12 protein-coding genes are annotated in these 18240 nt (G+C 68.4%); 9 read left to right on the top strand and 3 right to left on the bottom strand.

All coding sequences use genetic code 11. The features are described 5' to 3' along the window. Window positions 1-123 precede the first annotated feature (123 nt). The 4 genes from FHU13_RS00300 to FHU13_RS00315 all read left to right on the top strand — a co-directional run bounded on the left by FHU13_RS00300 (window position 124) and on the right by FHU13_RS00315 (window position 5000). Complete coding sequence (locus FHU13_RS00300; RefSeq protein ID WP_183433872.1) at window positions 124-276, top strand: histidine kinase; 153 nt, start codon at window positions 124-126, stop codon at window positions 274-276. Beyond that, window positions 273-1247: a site-specific tyrosine recombinase XerD gene (locus FHU13_RS00305; protein ID WP_183433873.1), complete on the top strand. Its 975-nt coding sequence runs from the start codon at window positions 273-275 to the stop codon at window positions 1245-1247. The genes FHU13_RS00300 and FHU13_RS00305 overlap by 4 nt, the downstream gene beginning before the upstream one ends. A gap of 181 nt (window positions 1248-1428) precedes the next feature. Then, complete coding sequence (locus FHU13_RS00310) at window positions 1429-2637, top strand: diguanylate cyclase (RefSeq protein ID WP_183433874.1); 1209 nt, start codon at window positions 1429-1431, stop codon at window positions 2635-2637. A gap of 134 nt (window positions 2638-2771) precedes the next feature. Continuing rightward, window positions 2772-5000: a glycoside hydrolase family 3 N-terminal domain-containing protein gene (locus tag FHU13_RS00315; RefSeq protein WP_183433875.1), complete on the top strand. Its 2229-nt coding sequence runs from the start codon at window positions 2772-2774 to the stop codon at window positions 4998-5000. Between the two features lie 6 nt (window positions 5001-5006). Here FHU13_RS00315 and FHU13_RS00320 read toward each other — a convergent pair whose 3' ends face one another. The 3 genes from FHU13_RS00320 to FHU13_RS00330 form a co-directional block, all read right to left on the bottom strand. Beyond that, the gene (locus FHU13_RS00320; RefSeq protein WP_183433876.1) at window positions 5007-6209 is read right to left on the bottom strand and encodes an ABC transporter permease; all 1203 of its coding nucleotides are present in this window, start codon (window positions 6207-6209) and stop codon (window positions 5007-5009) included. A 37-nt stretch (window positions 6210-6246) separates the two neighbouring features. After that, complete coding sequence (locus FHU13_RS00325) at window positions 6247-6684, bottom strand: DUF4112 domain-containing protein (protein WP_246714444.1); 438 nt, start codon at window positions 6682-6684, stop codon at window positions 6247-6249. Between the two features lie 85 nt (window positions 6685-6769). Next, complete coding sequence (locus tag FHU13_RS00330; protein ID WP_183433878.1) at window positions 6770-7954, bottom strand: aminotransferase; 1185 nt, start codon at window positions 7952-7954, stop codon at window positions 6770-6772. A 379-nt stretch (window positions 7955-8333) separates the two neighbouring features. Here FHU13_RS00330 and FHU13_RS00335 point away from each other — a divergent pair, with 379 nt between their 5' ends. The 5 genes from FHU13_RS00335 to FHU13_RS00355 all read left to right on the top strand — a co-directional run bounded on the left by FHU13_RS00335 (window position 8334) and on the right by FHU13_RS00355 (window position 18132). Beyond that, window positions 8334-8564, top strand: coding sequence for a hypothetical protein (locus tag FHU13_RS00335; RefSeq protein WP_210287418.1), 231 nt, complete (start codon window positions 8334-8336; stop codon window positions 8562-8564). Between the two features lie 157 nt (window positions 8565-8721). Continuing rightward, the gene (locus tag FHU13_RS00340) at window positions 8722-10110 is read left to right on the top strand and encodes an MdtA/MuxA family multidrug efflux RND transporter periplasmic adaptor subunit (protein WP_183433879.1); all 1389 of its coding nucleotides are present in this window, start codon (window positions 8722-8724) and stop codon (window positions 10108-10110) included. 12 nt (window positions 10111-10122) lie between these two features. Continuing rightward, window positions 10123-13260: an MdtB/MuxB family multidrug efflux RND transporter permease subunit gene (locus tag FHU13_RS00345; RefSeq protein WP_183433880.1), complete on the top strand. Its 3138-nt coding sequence runs from the start codon at window positions 10123-10125 to the stop codon at window positions 13258-13260. After that, window positions 13257-16571 carry an efflux RND transporter permease subunit gene (locus FHU13_RS00350; RefSeq protein WP_183433881.1) on the top strand — a complete coding sequence of 1105 codons (3315 nt, stop codon included), beginning with the start codon at window positions 13257-13259 and terminating at the stop codon, window positions 16569-16571. Before FHU13_RS00345 ends, FHU13_RS00350 begins: the two co-directional genes overlap by 4 nt. Before the next feature lie 73 nt (window positions 16572-16644). Then, on the top strand, window positions 16645-18132 hold the full coding sequence (locus tag FHU13_RS00355; RefSeq protein WP_183434285.1) for an efflux transporter outer membrane subunit: 1488 nt from the start codon (window positions 16645-16647) through the stop codon (window positions 18130-18132). Window positions 18133-18240: the final 108 nt, after the last annotated feature.

Consider the following 18240-nt stretch of genomic DNA (forward strand, 5'->3'; position numbering starts at 1 on the left):
ACCGGTCCGGGTGTGTTCGGCGAGACCTTGCCTTTGCGTCGGCGCTGTGTGATCGAAGCCCACGGTTTGCGCATCGCAACACGACCCGCTCGTCCGCGTATCCTCGGCGAAAGGCCGGTTCCCTTGCCCACCCTGTTCCGTTTCCTGGCCACGATCGCGATCCTCGCAGGCCTCGTCTTCGCCGGCATGTTCGCGCTGGCCACCTTCGTTCAGCCAACCCCCCGGGAGATGAGCGTCCCGATTCCTCCCGCGAAGCTCCAGCCGGGCAGTCGATGAGCGCGGACGGTTCCACGCTCCCGGACGGGGCGGAGGATCCGGGCCAACTCTTTCTCGACATGCTCGCGGCCGAACGTGGCGCAGCGGTCAACACCCTGGCTGCCTACCGGCGCGACCTCGACGATTACCTCGGATATCTTGCGGAAGGCGGCATCGACCCCGAGGAAGCGCAGGCCGACCAAGTCCGCGCCTACGTCGCCTCCCTGGAGCCCCGCGGGCTGAAGGCGTCCTCGGCCGCACGGCGTCTCTCCTGCATCCGCGGCTTCCACCGCTTCCTCTACGCGGAGGGCTATGCCGAGACCGATCCGACTGCCCCGGTCGCCGCCCCGCGCCGTGCAAAGGGCCTGCCGAAGATCCTGTCGGTGGCGGAGGTCGACCGCCTGCTCGCGACGGCGCGCGAGCGGGTCGATGCGGCGGGTGACAATCGGGCGGAGGCCCGGGCCGCCGCGCGGATGCTCTGCCTGCTCGAACTCCTCTACGCCACGGGCCTGCGCGTCTCGGAACTGGTGGCCCTGCCGCGATCGGCTGCCGCGACCCGTGAGCGCTATCTCGTGGTCAAGGGAAAAGGCGGGCGCGAGCGCTTGGTGCCGCTGACCGACCTCGCCCGAGATGCGATGCGCGCCCACGTCGCGCATCTGCCCGCGGACGGTCCCTGGCTGTTCCCGGCCGAGAGCGAGAGCGGTCACTTGACCCGGCAGGCCTTCGCCCGCGATCTCAAGACCGCCGCCGCCGCCGCCGGCCTGCGCACGGACCGGGTGAGTCCGCACGTCCTACGCCATGCCTTCGCGAGTCACCTGCTCCAGAACGGTGCCGATCTGCGTATCGTCCAAGAATTGCTAGGACATGCCGACATCTCAACGACACAGATCTACACCCATGTCCTCGACGAGCGGTTGAAGGGCATGGTGCGCGACCTCCATCCACTCAACGATCCAAACGATTACACCGACATCGAGACTGTTTCGACATAAGAACTGTATCGAAACATAACATAGTGCCAATTTTTCAGCAGAAGTGGCGGCGCATTGCTATAAATTTCGGACTCGATGCGATATATTGCCGTTGACATTGAGGTCGTGGTCTGCCCTTTTTAGCAGGCCACGAGACTGAGGAGGCGGTGCAGCGGCTCAACCGGGCCGGTGCCAGGATACGATGCGCCTCGATCTCGCGACTCTCTTCATGATGACGACCGCCGTCACCTTCACGGTGGGCGTGCTGTTCCTGCTGTCGTGGGGCCAGACCCGCCGCGAGCGCTCTCTGGTGGTCTGGGGCGTCGCGCACCTTATCGGTAGCTTCGCCTCGCTGATGCTGGCCCTGCGCGGCCAGATCCCGGACAGCCTGTCCATCGGTCTCGCCAACGCGCTGATGATCGGCGCCTACGGATTGATCTGGAGCGGCGTGCGCGCCTTCGAGGGCCGCCGGCTGCGGCTCGACTGGGCTTTGGCCGGCGCGGCCCTCTGGCTCGCGGCCTGTGCCGTCCCAGCCTTCTTCGAGTCGCTGGCCGCCCGCGTCAGCCTCGCCTCGACGTTGGCCGGGCTCTACTGTGCCTCCGGTGCGCTCCTGATCTGGCGCGGCCGCGGCGAGCCGCTGGTGTCCCGCTACCCGGCCCTGGCGCTGCTCGCGACCTATGCAGGCCTCTATTGGGCCCGCGTACCGCTGGCGGTCACCATGCCGCTGCCGGTCTCCGTCGCAGTCGCCTCGCCATGGTTCGCCATTCTCTGCTTCACCGGCACGTTGTTCTCGGTCGCCATCGCCTTCGTGTTCATGGCGCTGACCAAGGAGCGGGCCGAGCGCGAGCAGCGGCTGGCCGCCGAGACCGACGCTCTGACCGGAATCGCCAACCGCCGTGCCCTGGTCGCCGTGGCCGAGCGGCGTCTCGCGATCGAGCCCGCCGCGCTGCTCCTGTTCGACCTCGATCACTTCAAGACGATCAACGACCGCTACGGCCACAGCGTCGGCGATGCGGCTCTGGCCGCGTTCTGCCACATCGCCGCTCCCCTGCTGCCGCCCGAGGCGGTGTTCGGGCGGATGGGCGGCGAGGAATTCGCCTGCCTGCTGCCGCGGTTGGATGAGCGGGCGGCGGCGCGCGTGGCCGAGCGGATCCGGGCCGGCGTCGCCGGGTTCGCTCAACCGGACTATCCGGATTTGAGGATGAGCGTGAGCGTGGGCGTGGCCGCCGAGGGCCAGATCGGCGGCAGCCTCGACTACCTGCTGCGCCGGGCCGACGACGCCCTCTATCGGGCCAAGCGGGCCGGGCGCGACCGGGTGGTCACCTGTGAGGGCGATCCGCTTCCCCTCGCCGAGGAGGTCTCCGGCACAGGGCTGCGCGCCGGCCGTCGGAGCCGGATGCGGTCGCCGTGAGCGCCGTCCACATCGATTGGCCCGCAACCCGGTGAAGCCGGCCGGTGTCGCATCGACGGCACGCCCCTTCATGAGGCATCGTCGCACGCCGTGAGACAGGGCGGCCGAAACCGCTCCCGGGGGGGACGGTGACGATGCGGCGGCTGGCTCGGAGAATCGTCCACGGCATTGCGTGGTCCGTTCTCCTTATCGGTTCGGTCGAAGCGGCCGAGCCGGTCGAGAACCGGATCGAGGCGCTGCTCTCGCGGATGACGCTTGAGGAGAAGGCTGGCCAGCTCAACCTGATCTCGCACGAGCCGATCCTCGACCTCGACAGCTTCCGCCGCGGTGAGGTCGGGGCGGTCATCAACTTCAACAATGCCGGTCTCGTCGCACAGGCCGACCGGCTCGCCCGCTCATCACGGCTCGGCATCCCGCTTCTCGTCGGGCTCGACATCGTCCACGGCTACCGGACGATTTTTCCGCTGCCGCTCGCCATGGCCGCGAGTTTCGATGCCGGGCTCGTTCGCCGCGCCGCCGCCAGCCAGGCGCGGGAATCCGCGGCGGTCGGCCTCAACTGGACCTTCTCGCCGATGGCCGACGTTGCCCGCGACCTGCGCTGGGGCCGGGTGGTCGAGGGCCTGGGCGAAGACCCGTGGCTGACGGGACGGCTCACCGCCGCCCAGGTCGAGGGCTTTCGCGACGGCGGGCTCGCGAGCACGCTCAAGCATTTCGCGGGCTACAGCGCGGTGGTGGGTGGGCGGGACTACGACGCGACCTTCGTCGCCCCGACCGAACTGCACGACCTCCACCTGCCGCCGTTCCGCGACGGCATCCGGGCCGGCGCCGACGCGGTGATGACGGCGCTGACCGCATTGAACGGCCTGCCCACCACCGCCGACCCGGCGCTGATGACCGGCCTGCTGCGGTGGCAGATGGGATTTTCCGGGCTAGTCGTGGCCGATTGGCAGGCGGTCGCCAGCCTGGTGAAGCACGGCGTCGCGCGGGACGGCGCCGAGGCCGCGCGCAAGGCGCTGATGGCCGGCGTCGACATGGACATGACGAGCGGACTGTTCCTGCGCCACCTGCCCGAGGAGGTGCGCGCCGGGCATATTCCCGAAAGCGCCGTCGATGCGGCGGTGCGCCGGGTGCTGCGCCTCAAGTTCGGGCTCGGCCTGTTCGACCGCCCCGTGATCGACCCGGACGGCGCGGAGGAGAAGCTGCTGCGCCCCGAGACTCGCCGGCTCGCCCGCGAGGCGGCGCAAGCGAGCCTCGTCCTGCTCCAGAACCGGGACGGCGTGCTGCCGATCGATCCGGCCAAGGTGCGCCGCATCGCCGTCATCGGCCCGTTCGCCGATTCGGCCTGGGATCAGGTCGGGCCGCACGAGGGCGCGGGGCAGGAATGGGATGCGGTGACGATCCTGGCGGGCCTGCGCGAGCGATCCGCCGCGTCGGGTGTCGCGGTCGACTTCGCGCCCGGCTGCCCGCGGGTCTGCGACAGCCGCGTGGGTTTTGCCGCCGCGGTCGAGGCAGCGAGGGGAGCCGATCTCGTCGTGGCGGTGATGGGCGAGCCGCGAGACCGATCGGGCGAGGGCTCGTCGAGCGCCCATCTGTCCTGGCCGGGCCTGCAGCACGACCTGCTCGCGGCGGTCGCGGAGGTCGGCAAGCCGGTGGCGCTCGTCGTGGTCGGCGGACGCCCGACCGAACTCGGGGATGCCCCGTCGCGGGCGCAGGCCGTGCTGATGGCGTGGCTTTCGGGCACCGAGGGCGGCCCGGCGGTGGCCGGGACGCTGTTCGGCGACGTCGACCCGTCGGGCCGGTTGCCGGTCTCCTGGCCGCGCACCGTCGGGCAATTGCCGCTAACCTACGACACTCTGCCAGGAGGACGCCCGCATATTCCGGGCACCCGCTGGACCATGGGCTATGCCGACGAATCGCCGCTGCCGTTGTTCCCGTTCGGCTACGGCCTCTCCTACACCCGCTTCGCCTACGGCGAGCCGGAGATCGTGACGCCGCGCGTCGGTGTCGGGGACCGCTACGACGCCGTGCTGGAGGTGCGCACGCCCGTCACCAATTACGGCACACGGGCGGGGCGAGCAGTGGCGCAGCTCTATGTCAGCCAGCCGGTGGCGAGCCGCAGCCGGCCCCGGCGCCTGCTGAAGGGCGTCGCGCTCATCGACCTCGCCTCCGGCGAAACCGGAATCGCAAGTTTCCGCGTGCCCGCGCGCGACCTCGGCTACCATGAGCCGGACGGCACGCTCGTGGTGGAGGCCGGCGCCTATCTCGCTCATGTCGGCGGTGATTCCGTTGCCACCCGCAGCGCCGGCTTCACCGTCGAGACCGGCTGGCGCGGCCCACCGGGCAGCGACGAGGCGCGGCGCTGATTCACGTCAGCCGAAGGTTTTCCTCGGATCGAACGCGTCGCGCACCGCTTCACCCGCGAAGACGAGCAGGCTCAGCATCGTCGCCACCACGAAGAAGCCGGTGAGCCCGAGCCAGGGCGCGTTGATGTTGTCCTTTCCCTGCGCCAGCAGTTCGCCGAGCGAGGGCGAGCCCGGCGGCAGGCCGAAGCCGAGATAATCGAGCGAGGTCAGGGTCGTGACCGAGCCGTTCAGGATGAACGGCAGGAAGGTCAGCGTCGCTACCATGGCGTTGGGCAGGAGGTGGCGCGTCATGATGCGCACGTTCGACAGGCCGAGCGCGCGGGCGGCACGCACATATTCGAAGTTGCGGGCACGCAAGAACTCTGCGCGCACGACGCCGACGAGCGCGGTCCACGAGAACAGCGTCAGGATGCCGAGCAGGGTGAAGAAGCTCGGCACCAGGAAGGCCGACATGATGATGATGAGGTAGAGCGTCGGGATCGCGCCCCAGATCTCGATGATCCGCTGGAAGATCAGGTCGGTCCAGCCCCCGAAATAGCCCTGCACCGCCCCGGCGATCACGCCGATGACCGATGAGATGCCGGCCAGCACGAGGCCGAACAGGATCGAGATGCGGAAGCCGTAGATCACCCGCGCCAGCACGTCCCGCGTCGCGTTGTCGGTGCCGAGCCAGTGCCACTCGATGTCGCGGCAGCCGAGTTCGCGCCCCTCGACCTTCACGCCCGCCCGCTCGGCGACCGGGCGGCACTCGGCGTCGCTCAGCATCCAGGTCGGCGGCGAGGGGGCCGGCGTCGGCAGGTCCCGCATGTAGGTGTTGTCGGCGTAGGGGATCGGCGGCCAGAGCGCCCAGCCGTTCTCCTCGATCTCCTTGCGCGTCTCGGGCGCCCGGTAGTCGGTCTGAGCCAGGAAGCCGCCGAACTTCTCGTCCGGGTAATCGATCAGGACGGGGAACAGCCACTCGCCCTTGTACTGCATGACGATCGGGCGATCGTTGGCGATGAGTTCCGCAAACAGGCTCAGCACGAACAGCACGGTGAAGATCACCGCCGACCAGTAGCCGCGCCGATTGGCCCGAAAATTCGCCAGCCGCCTCCGGTTGAGCGGCGACAGGCCGCGCCGTGTGGCGGTCGGCAGCGGCTGCATCTGCGGCGCGTTGCCCGGTGCGGTGACGGGCACCGCATCGGGTTCGGGTCGCAGGTGCTCGTTCATCGGCTCCAACCCTCACGCTCGGGCGGCCGATGCCGGCTCAGTCGAGCCGGACCGCGGTGCCCTCGATCTCGCTCGGCCGCAAGTCGCCCTTGCGCTCGAGATGGCGGCGCAGCAGGCGCACGTTGCGGCGGTTCGCCTTGAAGGCCGCGTCGAGCAGGTCGCCGGCCAGCGGCACCGAGCCCACCGCCCCGTCGAGGGCGACGTTGGCCATCATGCGCCAGACCAGCCAGCGCGGCGCGCCGAGCCGTTTTGCCTCGTAGACGATGTACGAGGCGATCGCCATGCCCGCGATGTCGCCGAGCACGGGGACGAGACCGATCACCGCGTCGAGGCCGACGCGGCGGTTGATGCCCGGCAAGAGAAAGGCCGAGTCCATCAGGTGGGCGAGTTGCTCCAGCCGCTGGAGGCTTGCCTCCGTGCTGGTGTCGGTGAGGCGGCGCAGCTGTGCCGCTCCTGCAGACTCGCGATAGGCCATGCTGGGGGTATGGACGGAGGTGGTCATGGCGGATGATGTGGCCCCGCCTCGAGCCTTGCACAAGGAAGTGGATCCCCGCCCTCGCTCATGCAGGGCGGAATAATCCCGCCAGCCGCTCGACCGCCGCATCCAGGGTAGCGTCCGTCTTGGCGAAGCAGAAGCGGGCGAGGTTTTTCACCTCTCCCTGCGCGTAGAAGGCGCTGACGGGAATGGCGGCCACGCCGTGCTCCGTCACGATCCGTTCGCAAAAGGCAACGTCGTCGGCGGCGAGATCCGCGATATCAACGGTAAGGAAGTAGGTGCCCGCACTCGGAAGCACCGAGAAGCCGATCCGCGACAAACCCGCCGCCAATCTGTCGCGGGAGCGGGCGAGTTCGGCTCGCATACCCTCGAAATATCCCTCGTCCTTGGACAAACCATAGGCGACCGCCTCCTGAAGGTTCGGCGGCGTGGTGAAGGTGAGGAACTGGTGTGCCCGCGAGAGGACGCGCATCAGCGGCTCCGGCGCCATCACGAAACCGACCTTCCAGCCGGTGAGGCTGAAGATCTTGCCCGCCGAGCCGATCTTCACCGTCCGCTCGCGCATGCCGGGCTGAGCCATCAGCGGGAGGTGGCGCCGACCATCGAAGATCACGTGCTCCCACACTTCGTCGCAGACAGCGACGGCGTCGAAGCGCCGGCAGAACGCCGCGAGCAGGGCGAGGTCGTCCTGTCCGAAGACGGTGGCGCTCGGGTTGAGCGGGTTGTTGAGCAGGACGATCCGGGTGTGCTCGGAAAACACTTCCGCCAGCGCCCCCTCCTCGATCCGGAAACGCGGGGGCTTGAGTGAGACGAAGCGCGGCACGCCGCCGGCTCTGCGCACCAGCGGCAGGTAGGCGTCGTACATCGGCTCGAACAGCACGACTTCGTCGCCGGGCCGCACCAGTGCCATCAGCGCGCCGGCCAGCGCCTCGGTCGCGCCCGAGGTCACCATCACCTCCCGCTCAGGATCGAGGTCGAGGCCCTGATGGTGCCGGTAATGCGCCGCGACGGCCCTGCGCAGCGAGGGCAGCCCCAACATCGGCGGATACTGGTTGCTGACGCTCTCCAGCGCCCGCGCCGCGGCGGCGCGCAGGTCGTCCGGGCCCTGCCCGTCGGGAAAGCCCTGGCCGAGATTGATCGCGCCGTGCTGCCGCGCCAGACGCGACATCGATTCGAACACGGTTTCCGGCAACTCGGCGAAGACGGGGTGGCCGATGAGAGAGGGGGTGCGATTCGACGCAAGAGTCATGGCCGATGTCTTCGCAGAGTGGCTGCGCCGCTCCAAGCGCCTTCACGAAGAAGGGAGTTGGGAGAAAACCTGTGCGCGATTGGTCTCTTCATGCCCGAAGACAAGGGGTGTCTTGCAGGAGCTTGGCGATAACGTCGCGGCTTAGTTGATGCGACGTGCGTTCACGCACACGAGCTTGCGGATTAGCCGCCAAATCCGTTTTTTGCGACGCATCGAGGGGGTGACGAATGTTGACGATCATCAGTCGTAAGCGCATGTTCACCCCACGGTCGGACCGGCCGCCGCGCTGAAGGGACTTCGCCCCCTCGTCTCTTAGGTGTGGCAGGCCGGTCCGGTCGTCCTCATGAAAAGGCCGCCGCTCGACACGGCGGCTTTTTTCATGTCCGATCGGACCGCGCGTTTCTCGTCGCGGCGGCCTCCTCACCATCGGCGGATCATGCGTCTGGGAACCTGTCTGCTGCTGGCCTTCGTTTCCGCGGGCCTAGGGCTCGGTCTGCGCCTCGCTGTGCCGGTAACGCCTGTCGATGCATCGTTTCGCGACGTGATGCGCCTCTATCAGTCGCAGGGCGAACCGGGGCGCAGCAACATGCCGGAAACGTCGGCGCCGTAGGAACACCGCATTGCCAGGCGACGCTCGCCGGCCGTACCGAGGCAGGCCCTTTCGGGCAGCACGGTATCGACGGGATCGGACTTCCGGCCGACTGACGCGTTCCTGCGGACCGGCCCGCATTCGATGGCCGTGAACGACATCGACGAGTGTGTGAGGGATGAACGAGAGTTCGCCGATACGCAGGGAGACCGCCCGGGAGTACCGGACCGCGGACCCGGTGCCGACCGCGCCGGTCCGCCGACGCCGTAAGTTCGGCCGCTGGATGCTCGCGCTACTGATCCTTGGCGGGGCCGGCGCGGTTGCCCACCGCACCTACGACGCCCGACAGAAGCCGGCCGAGGAGTCGGCGCAGGCACCGGGACCCACCGGGCACGGCCGCGGCGGGCGGACCGGAGAGATGAAGCAGGCGGTCGGCGTCGCGCCGGTCGTGACCGGCGACATGCCGGTCGTGCTCCAGGGCCTCGGCACGGTGACGCCGCTCGCCACCGTCTCGATCCGCTCGCAGATCAGCGGCTATCTCACCAAGATCGGCTTTCGCGAGGGCCAGATGGTGAAGGAGGGCGACTTCCTCGCCCAGATCGACCCGCGGCCCTACGAGGCGCTGCTCGCGCAGTATCAGGGCCAGCTCGCCCGCGACCAGGCATTGCTGCAGAACTCGAAGCTCGATCTCCAGCGCTACCAGACCCTGAACCGGCAGGATTCGATCTCGAAGCAGAACGTCGACACCCAAGCCGCTCTGGTGAAGCAGAACGAGGGCACGGTCGCCGCCGACCAAGCGCTCGTCGATCAGCAGAAGCTGAACCTCACCTATGCTCGGATCGTCTCGCCGGTGGAGGGCCGCGTCGGCCTGAGGCAGGTCGATCTCGGCAACTACATCACCGCCGGATCGACCAACATCGTCGTCGTCACGCAGCTTCGCCCGATCTCGGTGGTGTTCGTGCTGCCGGAGGACGACGTGGCGCGCGTGATGCGCCGGGTGCGCGAGGGGGCAAAGCTGACGGTGCGTGCCTACGATCGCAGCGACCAGCACGAGATCGCCACCGGCCGCCTCGATACGGTCGACAACCAGATCGACACCACGACCGGGACGGTGAAGCTGCGGGCGATGTTCGCGAACGAGGACGAGACCCTGTTCCCGAACCAGTTTGTCAACGCGCGTCTCACCGTCGAGACGATCCAGAATGCCCCGCTGGTGCCCAACGCCGCGATCCTGCGCGGCACGCCGGGCACCTACGTCTACCTGATGGATGGCGACGAGAAAGTCACCGTGCGCCCGATCAAGACCGGCGAGACCGACGGCGTCAACACGGTCGTGCTGTCGGGCCTCGCCGCGGGCGACCGGGTCGTGACCGACGGCACCGACCGGCTGCGTGAGGGCGCACCTGTGCGTGTCGTCGGCCACACGACCGGGCCTCAGGCCGCCGGACCGGCGGCGGGTGCTCCCGGTGCGACGCTTCCCACGACGCCCGCGGCCGGAGCACCGGCCGAGACGGGGACGACCCAGGGCGGCCAGGAGCGCCGGGGACGCCGGCGCCCGGCGCCGTAAACGGGCACGGCCATGAACCCGTCTCGCATCTTCATCCTGCGCCCCGTTGCCACGACGCTGTCGATGCTGGCGATCCTCATCGTCGGCGCCGTTTCCTACCTGAACCTGCCGGTCTCGGCGCTGCCCGCCGTCGATTATCCGACGATCCAGGTGCAGACCTTCTATCCCGGCGCCAGCCCGGAGGTGATGACTTCGGCGGTGACCGCGCCGCTGGAGCGGCAGTTCGGCCAGATGGCCAACCTCAACCAGATGTCCTCGCAGAGTTCGGCGGGGGCGTCGGTCATCACGCTCCAGTTCAACCTCGATATCCCGCTCGATATCGCCGAGCAGTCGGTCCAGGCGGCGATCAATGCAGCCGGCAACCTGCTGCCGACCGACCTGCCGGCGCCACCGATCTACGCGAAGGTGAACCCGGCCGATGCGCCGGTGCTGACGCTGGCGCTCACCTCCGCGACGATGCCGCTGACGCAGGTGCGCGACCTCGCCGAGACGCGGCTCGCTCAGAAGATCAGCCAGATCGCGGGGGTCGGCCTCGTCAGCATGGGCGGCGGGCAGCGGCCGGCGGTGCGGGTGCGGTTCAACTCCCGGGCGATGGCCGCCTACGGCCTCAACATCGACGACCTGCGCACGACGATCGCCAACCTCAACGTCAACACGCCCAAGGGCAACATCGACGGGCCGACCCAGTCCTACGCCATCAACGCCAACGATCAGGTTCGCGACCCGGCGGTCTATGCCAGCGCGATCATCGCCTATCGCAACGGCTCGCCGGTGCGTCTCACCGATGTGGCTCAAGTCGTGGACGGCGCGGAGAATACCCGGCTCGGCGCCTGGGCCGACCGCACGCCCGCGGTCATCCTCAACATTCAGCGACAGCCCGGCGCCAACGTCATCGACACCGTGGACCGCATCAAGCGGCTGCTGCCGCAACTTCAGGCGACGATGCCCGCCTCGGTCTCGGTCGCGACGCTGACCGACCGCACCACGACGATCCGCGCCTCCGTCCACGACGTGCAGTTCGAGCTGATGCTCGCCATCGCGCTCGTCGTGATGGTGATTTTCCTGTTCCTGCGCAGCTTCTCCGCGACGCTGATCCCCAGCCTGTCGGTGCCGCTCTCGCTGATCGGCGCGCTGGCGGCGATGGATGCCTGGGGATTCTCCCTCGACAATCTCTCGCTGATGGCGCTGACCATCGCCACCGGATTCGTCGTGGACGACGCCATCGTCGTCATCGAGAACATCGCCCGCCACGTGGAGGAGGGCGACAGCCCGTTCGAGGCGGCGCTCAAGGGAAGCCGCGAGATCGGCTTCACCATCATCTCGCTCACCGTCTCGCTGATCGCGGTGCTGATCCCGCTCCTGTTCATGGGCGACGTGGTCGGGCGCCTGTTCCGCGAATTCGCGATCACGCTGGCCGCGACGATCGTCATCTCGGCGGTGGTCTCGCTCACCCTCGTTCCGATGATGTGCGCGCGGCTCTTGAAGCCCGTTGCCCACGGCGCCGACACGCCGGCCGCCCGCCGCGAGGGTCCCATCGCCCGGGCGGGCCGGCGGCTCAACGACGGCGTGATCGCCCTCTACGGCCGGGCTTTGCGCGTCGTGCTGGCCAACCAGGGCCTGACGCTGCTTGTCACGCTCGGGACCGTGGCGCTTACCGCCTACCTGTTCGTGGTGATCCCCAAAGGCTTCTTCCCCGTGCAGGACACGGGCGTGATCCAGGGCATCTCACAGGCCGATCAGAGCGTCTCCTACGAGGCCATGGCCGAGCGCCAGCAGGCGCTGGCCGACGTGGTGCTGAAGGACCCGGACGTCGCGAGCCTGTCCTCGTTCATCGGCGTGGACGGGCAGAACGTCACCCTCAATTCCGGCCGCTTCCTCATCAACCTGAAACCCCGCGATGAGCGCAGCGCCGATGCCAGCACGATCATCCGCCGCCTCAACGCCGCGACGAGCGGCGTGCCCGGCGTGCGGCTCTACATGCAGCCGGTCCAGGATCTGACGATCGACACCGCGGTTTCGGCGACGCAGTATCAAGTCATCCTGGAGAACCCGAACCTCGGCGACTTCGAGACCTGGGTGCCGCGCTACGTCGAGGCGCTGCGCCGCTCACCGCTGCTCGCCGACGTGACCAGCGACTACCAGGGCAATGGCTTGGCCGCCTACGTCACCATCGATCGCGCCACGGCCGGCCGATACGGCATCACGCCGGCGACCATCGACAACGTGCTCTACGATGCCTTCGGCCAGCGCATCGTCTCGACCATCTTCACCCAGTCGAACCAGTATCGAGTGATCCTGGAGGCGGACCCGAAGCTGCACACCACGCTCGCCTCCCTCGACAACCTCTACCTGCCGTCCTCGACCGCGCCCGCGGGGCAGGTACCCCTCTCGGCGGTGGCAAAGGTCGAGGAGCGACGCGCACCGCTGCTGATCGGTCATCTCGGCCAGTTCCCGGCCACCACCGTCTCGTTCAACCTCGCGCCGGGCGTGGCGCTGGGGCAGGCGGTCGATGCGCTTGACGCCGCGCGAAAGGACATCAACCTGCCGGCGAGCTTCAACGTGGTAGCGCAGGGCTCGGTCTTCGCGTTCGAGTCCGCGCTCTCCAACGAGCTGTTCCTCGTCTGCGCCGCGATCGTCACCGTCTACATCGTGCTCGGCGTGCTCTACGAGAGCTTCATCCATCCGATCACCATCCTCTCGACCCTGCCGTCGGCCGGCATCGGCGCCCTGCTCGGACTGATGTGGTTCGGGCTCTCGCTCGACATCATCGCGATCATCGGCATCGTGCTCCTGATCGGAATCGTGAAGAAGAACGCGATCATGATGATCGACTTCGCGCTCCAGGCCGAGCGCGAGGAGGGCAAGGCTCCGCGCGACGCGATCTACGAAGCCTGCCTGCTGCGCTTCCGCCCGATCCTGATGACGACGCTGGCCGCCTTGTTCGCGGCGGTTCCGATGATCGTCGGCTCGGGCGTCGGCTCGGAGCTGCGCCAGCCGCTCGGCATCGTCATCGCCGGCGGCCTCATCGTCAGCCAGGTGCTGACGCTGTTCACCACCCCGGTCATCTACCTCGCCTTCGATCGGTTGGAGCGGCGGATCACCCGGCGGCGGGAGCGGGACGGGCTGGCGCCCGGCGGGGCGGTGCCTTGAACCTCTCCGAACCCTTCATCCGACGGCCCGTCGCGACGACGCTGCTCACCATCGGCCTGCTCTTGGCCGGTCTGTTCGCCTATGTGCGTCTGCCGGTGGCGCCGCTGCCGCAGGTCGATTTCCCGGTCATCCTTGTTCAGGCGCAGATGGCCGGTGCTTCGCCGGAGACCATGGCGACGACGGTGGCCGCGCCGCTGGAGCGGCGGCTCGGGGCCATTGCCGACGTCAACGAGATGACCTCGACGAGCTCCACGGGCACGGTGCGGATCGTCCTGCTGTTCGGCCTCAACCGCGACATCGACGGTGCGGCCCGCGACGTGCAGGCGGCGATCAACGCCGCGCGCGCCGACCTGCCGACCTCGCTGCGCACCAACCCGACCTACCGCAAATTCAATCCGGCCGATTCACCGATCCTGATCCTCGGCCTCACCTCGGACACGCTGACGCCGGGCCAACTCTACGACTCCGCCGCCACGATCGTGCAGCAGCGGATGAGCCAGATCGAGGGTGTCGGCAACGTCGATATCGGCGGCTCCTCGCTCCCGGCGGTCAGGGTCGAGCTCGATCCAACGGCCCTGTTCCACTACGGCATCGGCCTGGAGGGCATCCGCGCGGGACTGGCCTCGGCCAACGCCAACTCGCCCAAGGGCGACATAGTCGCGGGCGACCGCCGCTACCAGCTCTACGCCAACGACCAAGGCCGGCAGGCCTCCGATTATCGCGACATCGTCGTGGCCTATCGCAACGGCGCCGCCGTCCGGCTCGCAGATGTCGGCGAGGTGGTCGATTCGGTCGAGGACAAGCGCAACCTCGGCCTCATCGACGGCAAGCCGGGCGTGATCCTATTCATCTACAAGCAGCCGGGCTCCAACGTCGTCGAGACGGTGGAGAGGGTCCGCGCGGCAATTCCGCAGGTGAAGGCGGCGCTGCCGGGCGACATCGACCTCAACATCTCCGGCGACCGCTCGGCCACGATCCGCGCCTCGCTGGCGAGCACCGAGGAGACGCTGATCATCGCGGTGATCCTCGTCATCTTCGTCACCTTCATCTTCCTACGATCATGGCGGGCGACGCTGATCCCGGCGGTGGCAGTGCCGATCTCGATCATCGGCACTTTCGCTGCGATGTGGATGCTCGACTACTCCCTCGACATCCTGTCGCTGATGGCGCTCATCATCGCGACCGGCTTCGTCGTGGACGACGCCATCGTCGTGCTCGAAAACATCCAACGCCACATCGAGGCGGGCAAGCCGAGGGTCGAGGCGGCCCTGCTCGGTGCCCGCGAGGTCGGCTTCACCGTGGTCTCGATGAGCCTGTCGCTCATCGCCGTGTTCCTGCCGATCCTGCTCATGGGCGGCATCGTCGGCCGGCTTTTCCAGGAATTCGCGGTCACGCTGTCGATGGCGATCCTCGTCTCGCTCGTGCTCTCACTGACGACGACGCCGATGATGTGCGCGCTGCTCCTCAAGCCGGAAGCGGAGATGCACGGGGGCAAGCGCCCCAACATCCTGCTGCGGGGATTGGAGGGCGGCTTCGACGCGTTGCTGCGGGGCTACGAGCGCAGCCTCGGCTTCGCCCTCCATCACCGCCGCCTGACGGCGCTCAGCGTGTTCATTGCGATCGGGCTCACGGTCTACGGCTACATCATCGTCCCGAAGGGCTTCTTCCCCGATCAGGATACCGGCCAGCTCATGGGCGGCATCCAGGCCGACCAGCGCATCTCGTTTCAGTCGATGAAGGACAAGCTGGAGCGGGCGAGTGCCATCGTGCAGGCGGACCCGGCGGTCGAGAGCATCGTCGGCTTCACAGGCGGGCGCGGCACCAACTCCGCCAACGTCTTCGTCGGGCTCAAACCTCTCGGCCAGCGCGATTCCATCGAGAAGGTGATGAACCGGCTGCGGCCGAAGCTCGCCCAGGTCGCGGGCGCGCGCCTGTTCCTGTTCCCACGCCAGGATCTGCGAATGGGCGGGCGCCAGAGCTTCGCTCAGTACCAGTACACGCTCCAGGGCGACACGGCGGCCGAACTCTACGCCGCCTCGCCGAAGTTGCTGCAGGCGCTCCAGAAACGCACCGACATCTTCGCCGACGTGACGTCCGACCAGCAGGAGGGCGGGCTCGAGAGCCGCCTCGTCATCGATCGGGCGACCGCCTTCCGCTACGGCATCACGCCCGACCAGATCGACAACACCCTCTACGACGCCTTCGGCCAGCGGCAGGTCTCGACGATCTACAACCCGCTCAATCAGTACCACGTGGTGATGGAGATCGCGCCGCGATACCTTCAGAACCCGGAGGTGCTGAAGACGATCTACGTCTCGACCACGGGCGGACGGGCGCGGGGCTCGGCCACCACCAACGCGGTCGCCGGCACGGTGGCAGGGGGCGGGACCACGACCGCCTCGCAAGCCTCGACGTCCGGTACATCCACCACCGATACGGCCGCCACCATCGCTGCGGATTCGGCCCGCAACGCCGCCTCCAACGCCATCGCCGCGAGCCGCGGCAGCGCCTCGTCGAGCGCGCCAGTGTCGAGCGCGAAGGAGACGATGGTTCCGCTCTCGGCCTTCGCCCGTTTCGAGACCGGCAACGCCCCGGTTCAGGTGGCGCACCAGGGCCTGTTCGTGGCCACGACCATCTCGTTCAACCTCGTGCCGGGTAAGAGCCTCGGCGAGGCCACCGCCGTGATCAACCAGACCATGCTCGATCTGCAATTGCCGCAGACGATCCACGGTGAGTTCGCAGGGGCGGCCAAGAGCTATCAGGAATCGGCCTCGCGCCAGCCGCTGCTGATCCTGGCGGCGCTGCTGGCCGTCTACGCCGTGCTCGGTATCCTCTACGAGAGCTACATCCACCCGATCACGATTCTCTCGACCCTGCCCTCGGCCGGGATCGGCGCCATCGTCGCGCTGCTCACGACGGGCACCGAGTTCACCATCATCGCCCTGATCGCGGTGTTCCTGCTGATCGGCATCGTGAAGAAGAACGCGATCCTGATGATCGATTTCGCCATCGACGCGGAGCGGAACCGAGGATTGACGCCGGGGGACGCGATCTACGAGGCCTGCATCCTGCGCTTCCGTCCGATCATGATGACGACGCTCGCTGCCCTGCTCGGCGCGGCGCCGCTGATCATCGCCGGCGGCGAGGGTGCCGAGCTGCGCCGGCCGCTGGGCACGGCCATTGTCGGTGGACTCATCGTCAGCCAGATCCTGACCCTCTACACGACCCCGGTCGTCTACCTGTATCTCGACCGTCTCCGGCTCTGGGCGAAGCGTCGCCGGGGCGGACCCGCGACGGTGCCGGCCGAGTGAGGATGGTTGTTTCGTGATCAGTGACTTGCGCGAAAGCCGCCCGCGTCGAGCGCGGAGGGAAGGGGCTGCGGTCCTGCTGCGCCTTTCAGGCGTCGCCGCGCTCGCCGCGACGACCTCCGGCTGCCTGGTCGGCCCCGACTATTCGCGTCCTTCCGTCGAGACGCCCCTCGCGTTCAAGCAGGGCGGTATGCGGGAGGACAGCCTCGCTTACGTCCAGGCGCAGAAGGGCTGGCGCCCGGCGGTGCCGAACGATGCGGCCGAGCGCGGCGACTGGTGGCGGGCCTTCAACGATCCGACCCTCGACCGGCTGATCCGCTCGATCGACGTCGACAACCAGAACCTCCGCGCCCAGATCGCGGTCTACGATCAGGCCCGCGCCCTCGTGGCGCAGGCCCGGGCCGCGCTGTTTCCCACGGTGATCGGCGCCCCCAGCATCACCCGCTCGCGGGCGCTGGGAACCGAGCGCACGACGGTGTCGCTCCAGGGGCAGGCGAGTTGGGAACTCGACCTGTTCGGCGGCATCCGCCGCCAGATCGAGAGCGATGTGGCCTCCGCCCAAGCCTCGGCTGCCGACCTCGCCCTGGTGCGCCTCAGCCTCCAGGCGGAACTGGCGACGGCCTATCTTCAACTCCGCTACCAGGATGCCCTGAAGCGGGTGCTCCAGGAAAACGTCGAAGGCTTCAAGCGCAGCCTCGCGATCGCTGAGAACCAGTACAATGCGGGCGTGGCGGCCCGCTCCGACGTCATCACCGCACAGACGCAGCTCCAGACCACCGAGGCCTCGCTGATCGCCGTCGATCTGCAGCGGGCCACCTTCGAGCACGCCGTGGCGATCCTGACCGGTCGGCCGCCCTCCGAGTTCAAGCTCCCGTTCTCGCCCCTGCCGGTGCGTCCCCCGTCGGTGCCGGTCGGCATCCCCTCCGACCTTTTGGAGCGCCGGCCCGACATTGCTCAGTCCGAGCGGCTGGTGCAGGCGCAGAGCGAGCAGATCGGTGTGGCGGTCTCCGCCTTCTTTCCCACGGTGACGCTCTCGGCCTCAGGCGGCTTTTCGGGCGCGACCAGCAACGGCGTGTTCTCGGCGGCCAACCGCGTCTGGTCGATCGCCGCCAACGGCAGCCAAGTGTTCTTCGATGGCGGCGCCCGCGCCGCCGTGCTGCAATCGGCGCGCGCTGCCTACGAGGCGGCGGTGGCCAATTACCGCCAGACGGTGTTGACCGCCTTCGGCGAGGTCGAGAACGGGTTGGCCGGTGTGCGCATCCTCGCGCGGCAGCAGGCGAAGCAGGATGAGGCTGTGGCCTCGGCGCGGCGGGCGGTCGAGATCGCACTCAACGAGTACCGGGCCGGTACGCAGAACTACACCACCGTAGTGACGGCCCAGGCGCTGCAGATCAACAATGAGATCACAGCGCTGCAGATCCGTCTCAACCGCTTCACCACCGCCGTCTCGCTGATCCGGGCGCTGGGCGGCGGCTGGGATGCCCGCTCGCTGCCGACCGGCGAAGAGCTGAAGGGCGTGCGCCTGCCGATCGACGGAGGCTCGGCGGTTCGCACGGACGAGTAGGGTCGGCGGCGCAAGCAAGGCAGCTCGGCCGGAACATGGACCGCCTGCCTCTGTTGAAATTGGAATTCCATCGGTCGGCCCGTCGCTGGCCGACAGCCCCGGACGTTC

Source organism: Methylobacterium sp. R2-1, from assembly GCF_014191355.1.
Lineage (GTDB): Bacteria > Pseudomonadota > Alphaproteobacteria > Rhizobiales > Beijerinckiaceae > Methylobacterium.

Coding starts and splice junctions, on each gene's coding strand:
- FHU13_RS00325 (WP_246714444.1), bottom strand. CDS start 6,684: ATGGCCTATCGCGAGTCTGCAGGAGCGGCACAGCTGCGCCGCCTCACC.
- FHU13_RS00345 (WP_183433880.1), top strand. CDS start 10,123: ATGAACCCGTCTCGCATCTTCATCCTGCGCCCCGTTGCCACGACGCTG.
- FHU13_RS00340 (WP_183433879.1), top strand. CDS start 8,722: ATGAACGAGAGTTCGCCGATACGCAGGGAGACCGCCCGGGAGTACCGG.
- FHU13_RS00310 (WP_183433874.1), top strand. CDS start 1,429: ATGCGCCTCGATCTCGCGACTCTCTTCATGATGACGACCGCCGTCACC.
- FHU13_RS00315 (WP_183433875.1), top strand. CDS start 2,772: ATGCGGCGGCTGGCTCGGAGAATCGTCCACGGCATTGCGTGGTCCGTT.
- FHU13_RS00305 (WP_183433873.1), top strand. CDS start 273: ATGAGCGCGGACGGTTCCACGCTCCCGGACGGGGCGGAGGATCCGGGC.
- FHU13_RS00335 (WP_210287418.1), top strand. CDS start 8,334: ATGTCCGATCGGACCGCGCGTTTCTCGTCGCGGCGGCCTCCTCACCAT.
- FHU13_RS00330 (WP_183433878.1), bottom strand. CDS start 7,954: ATGACTCTTGCGTCGAATCGCACCCCCTCTCTCATCGGCCACCCCGTC.
- FHU13_RS00320 (WP_183433876.1), bottom strand. CDS start 6,209: ATGAACGAGCACCTGCGACCCGAACCCGATGCGGTGCCCGTCACCGCA.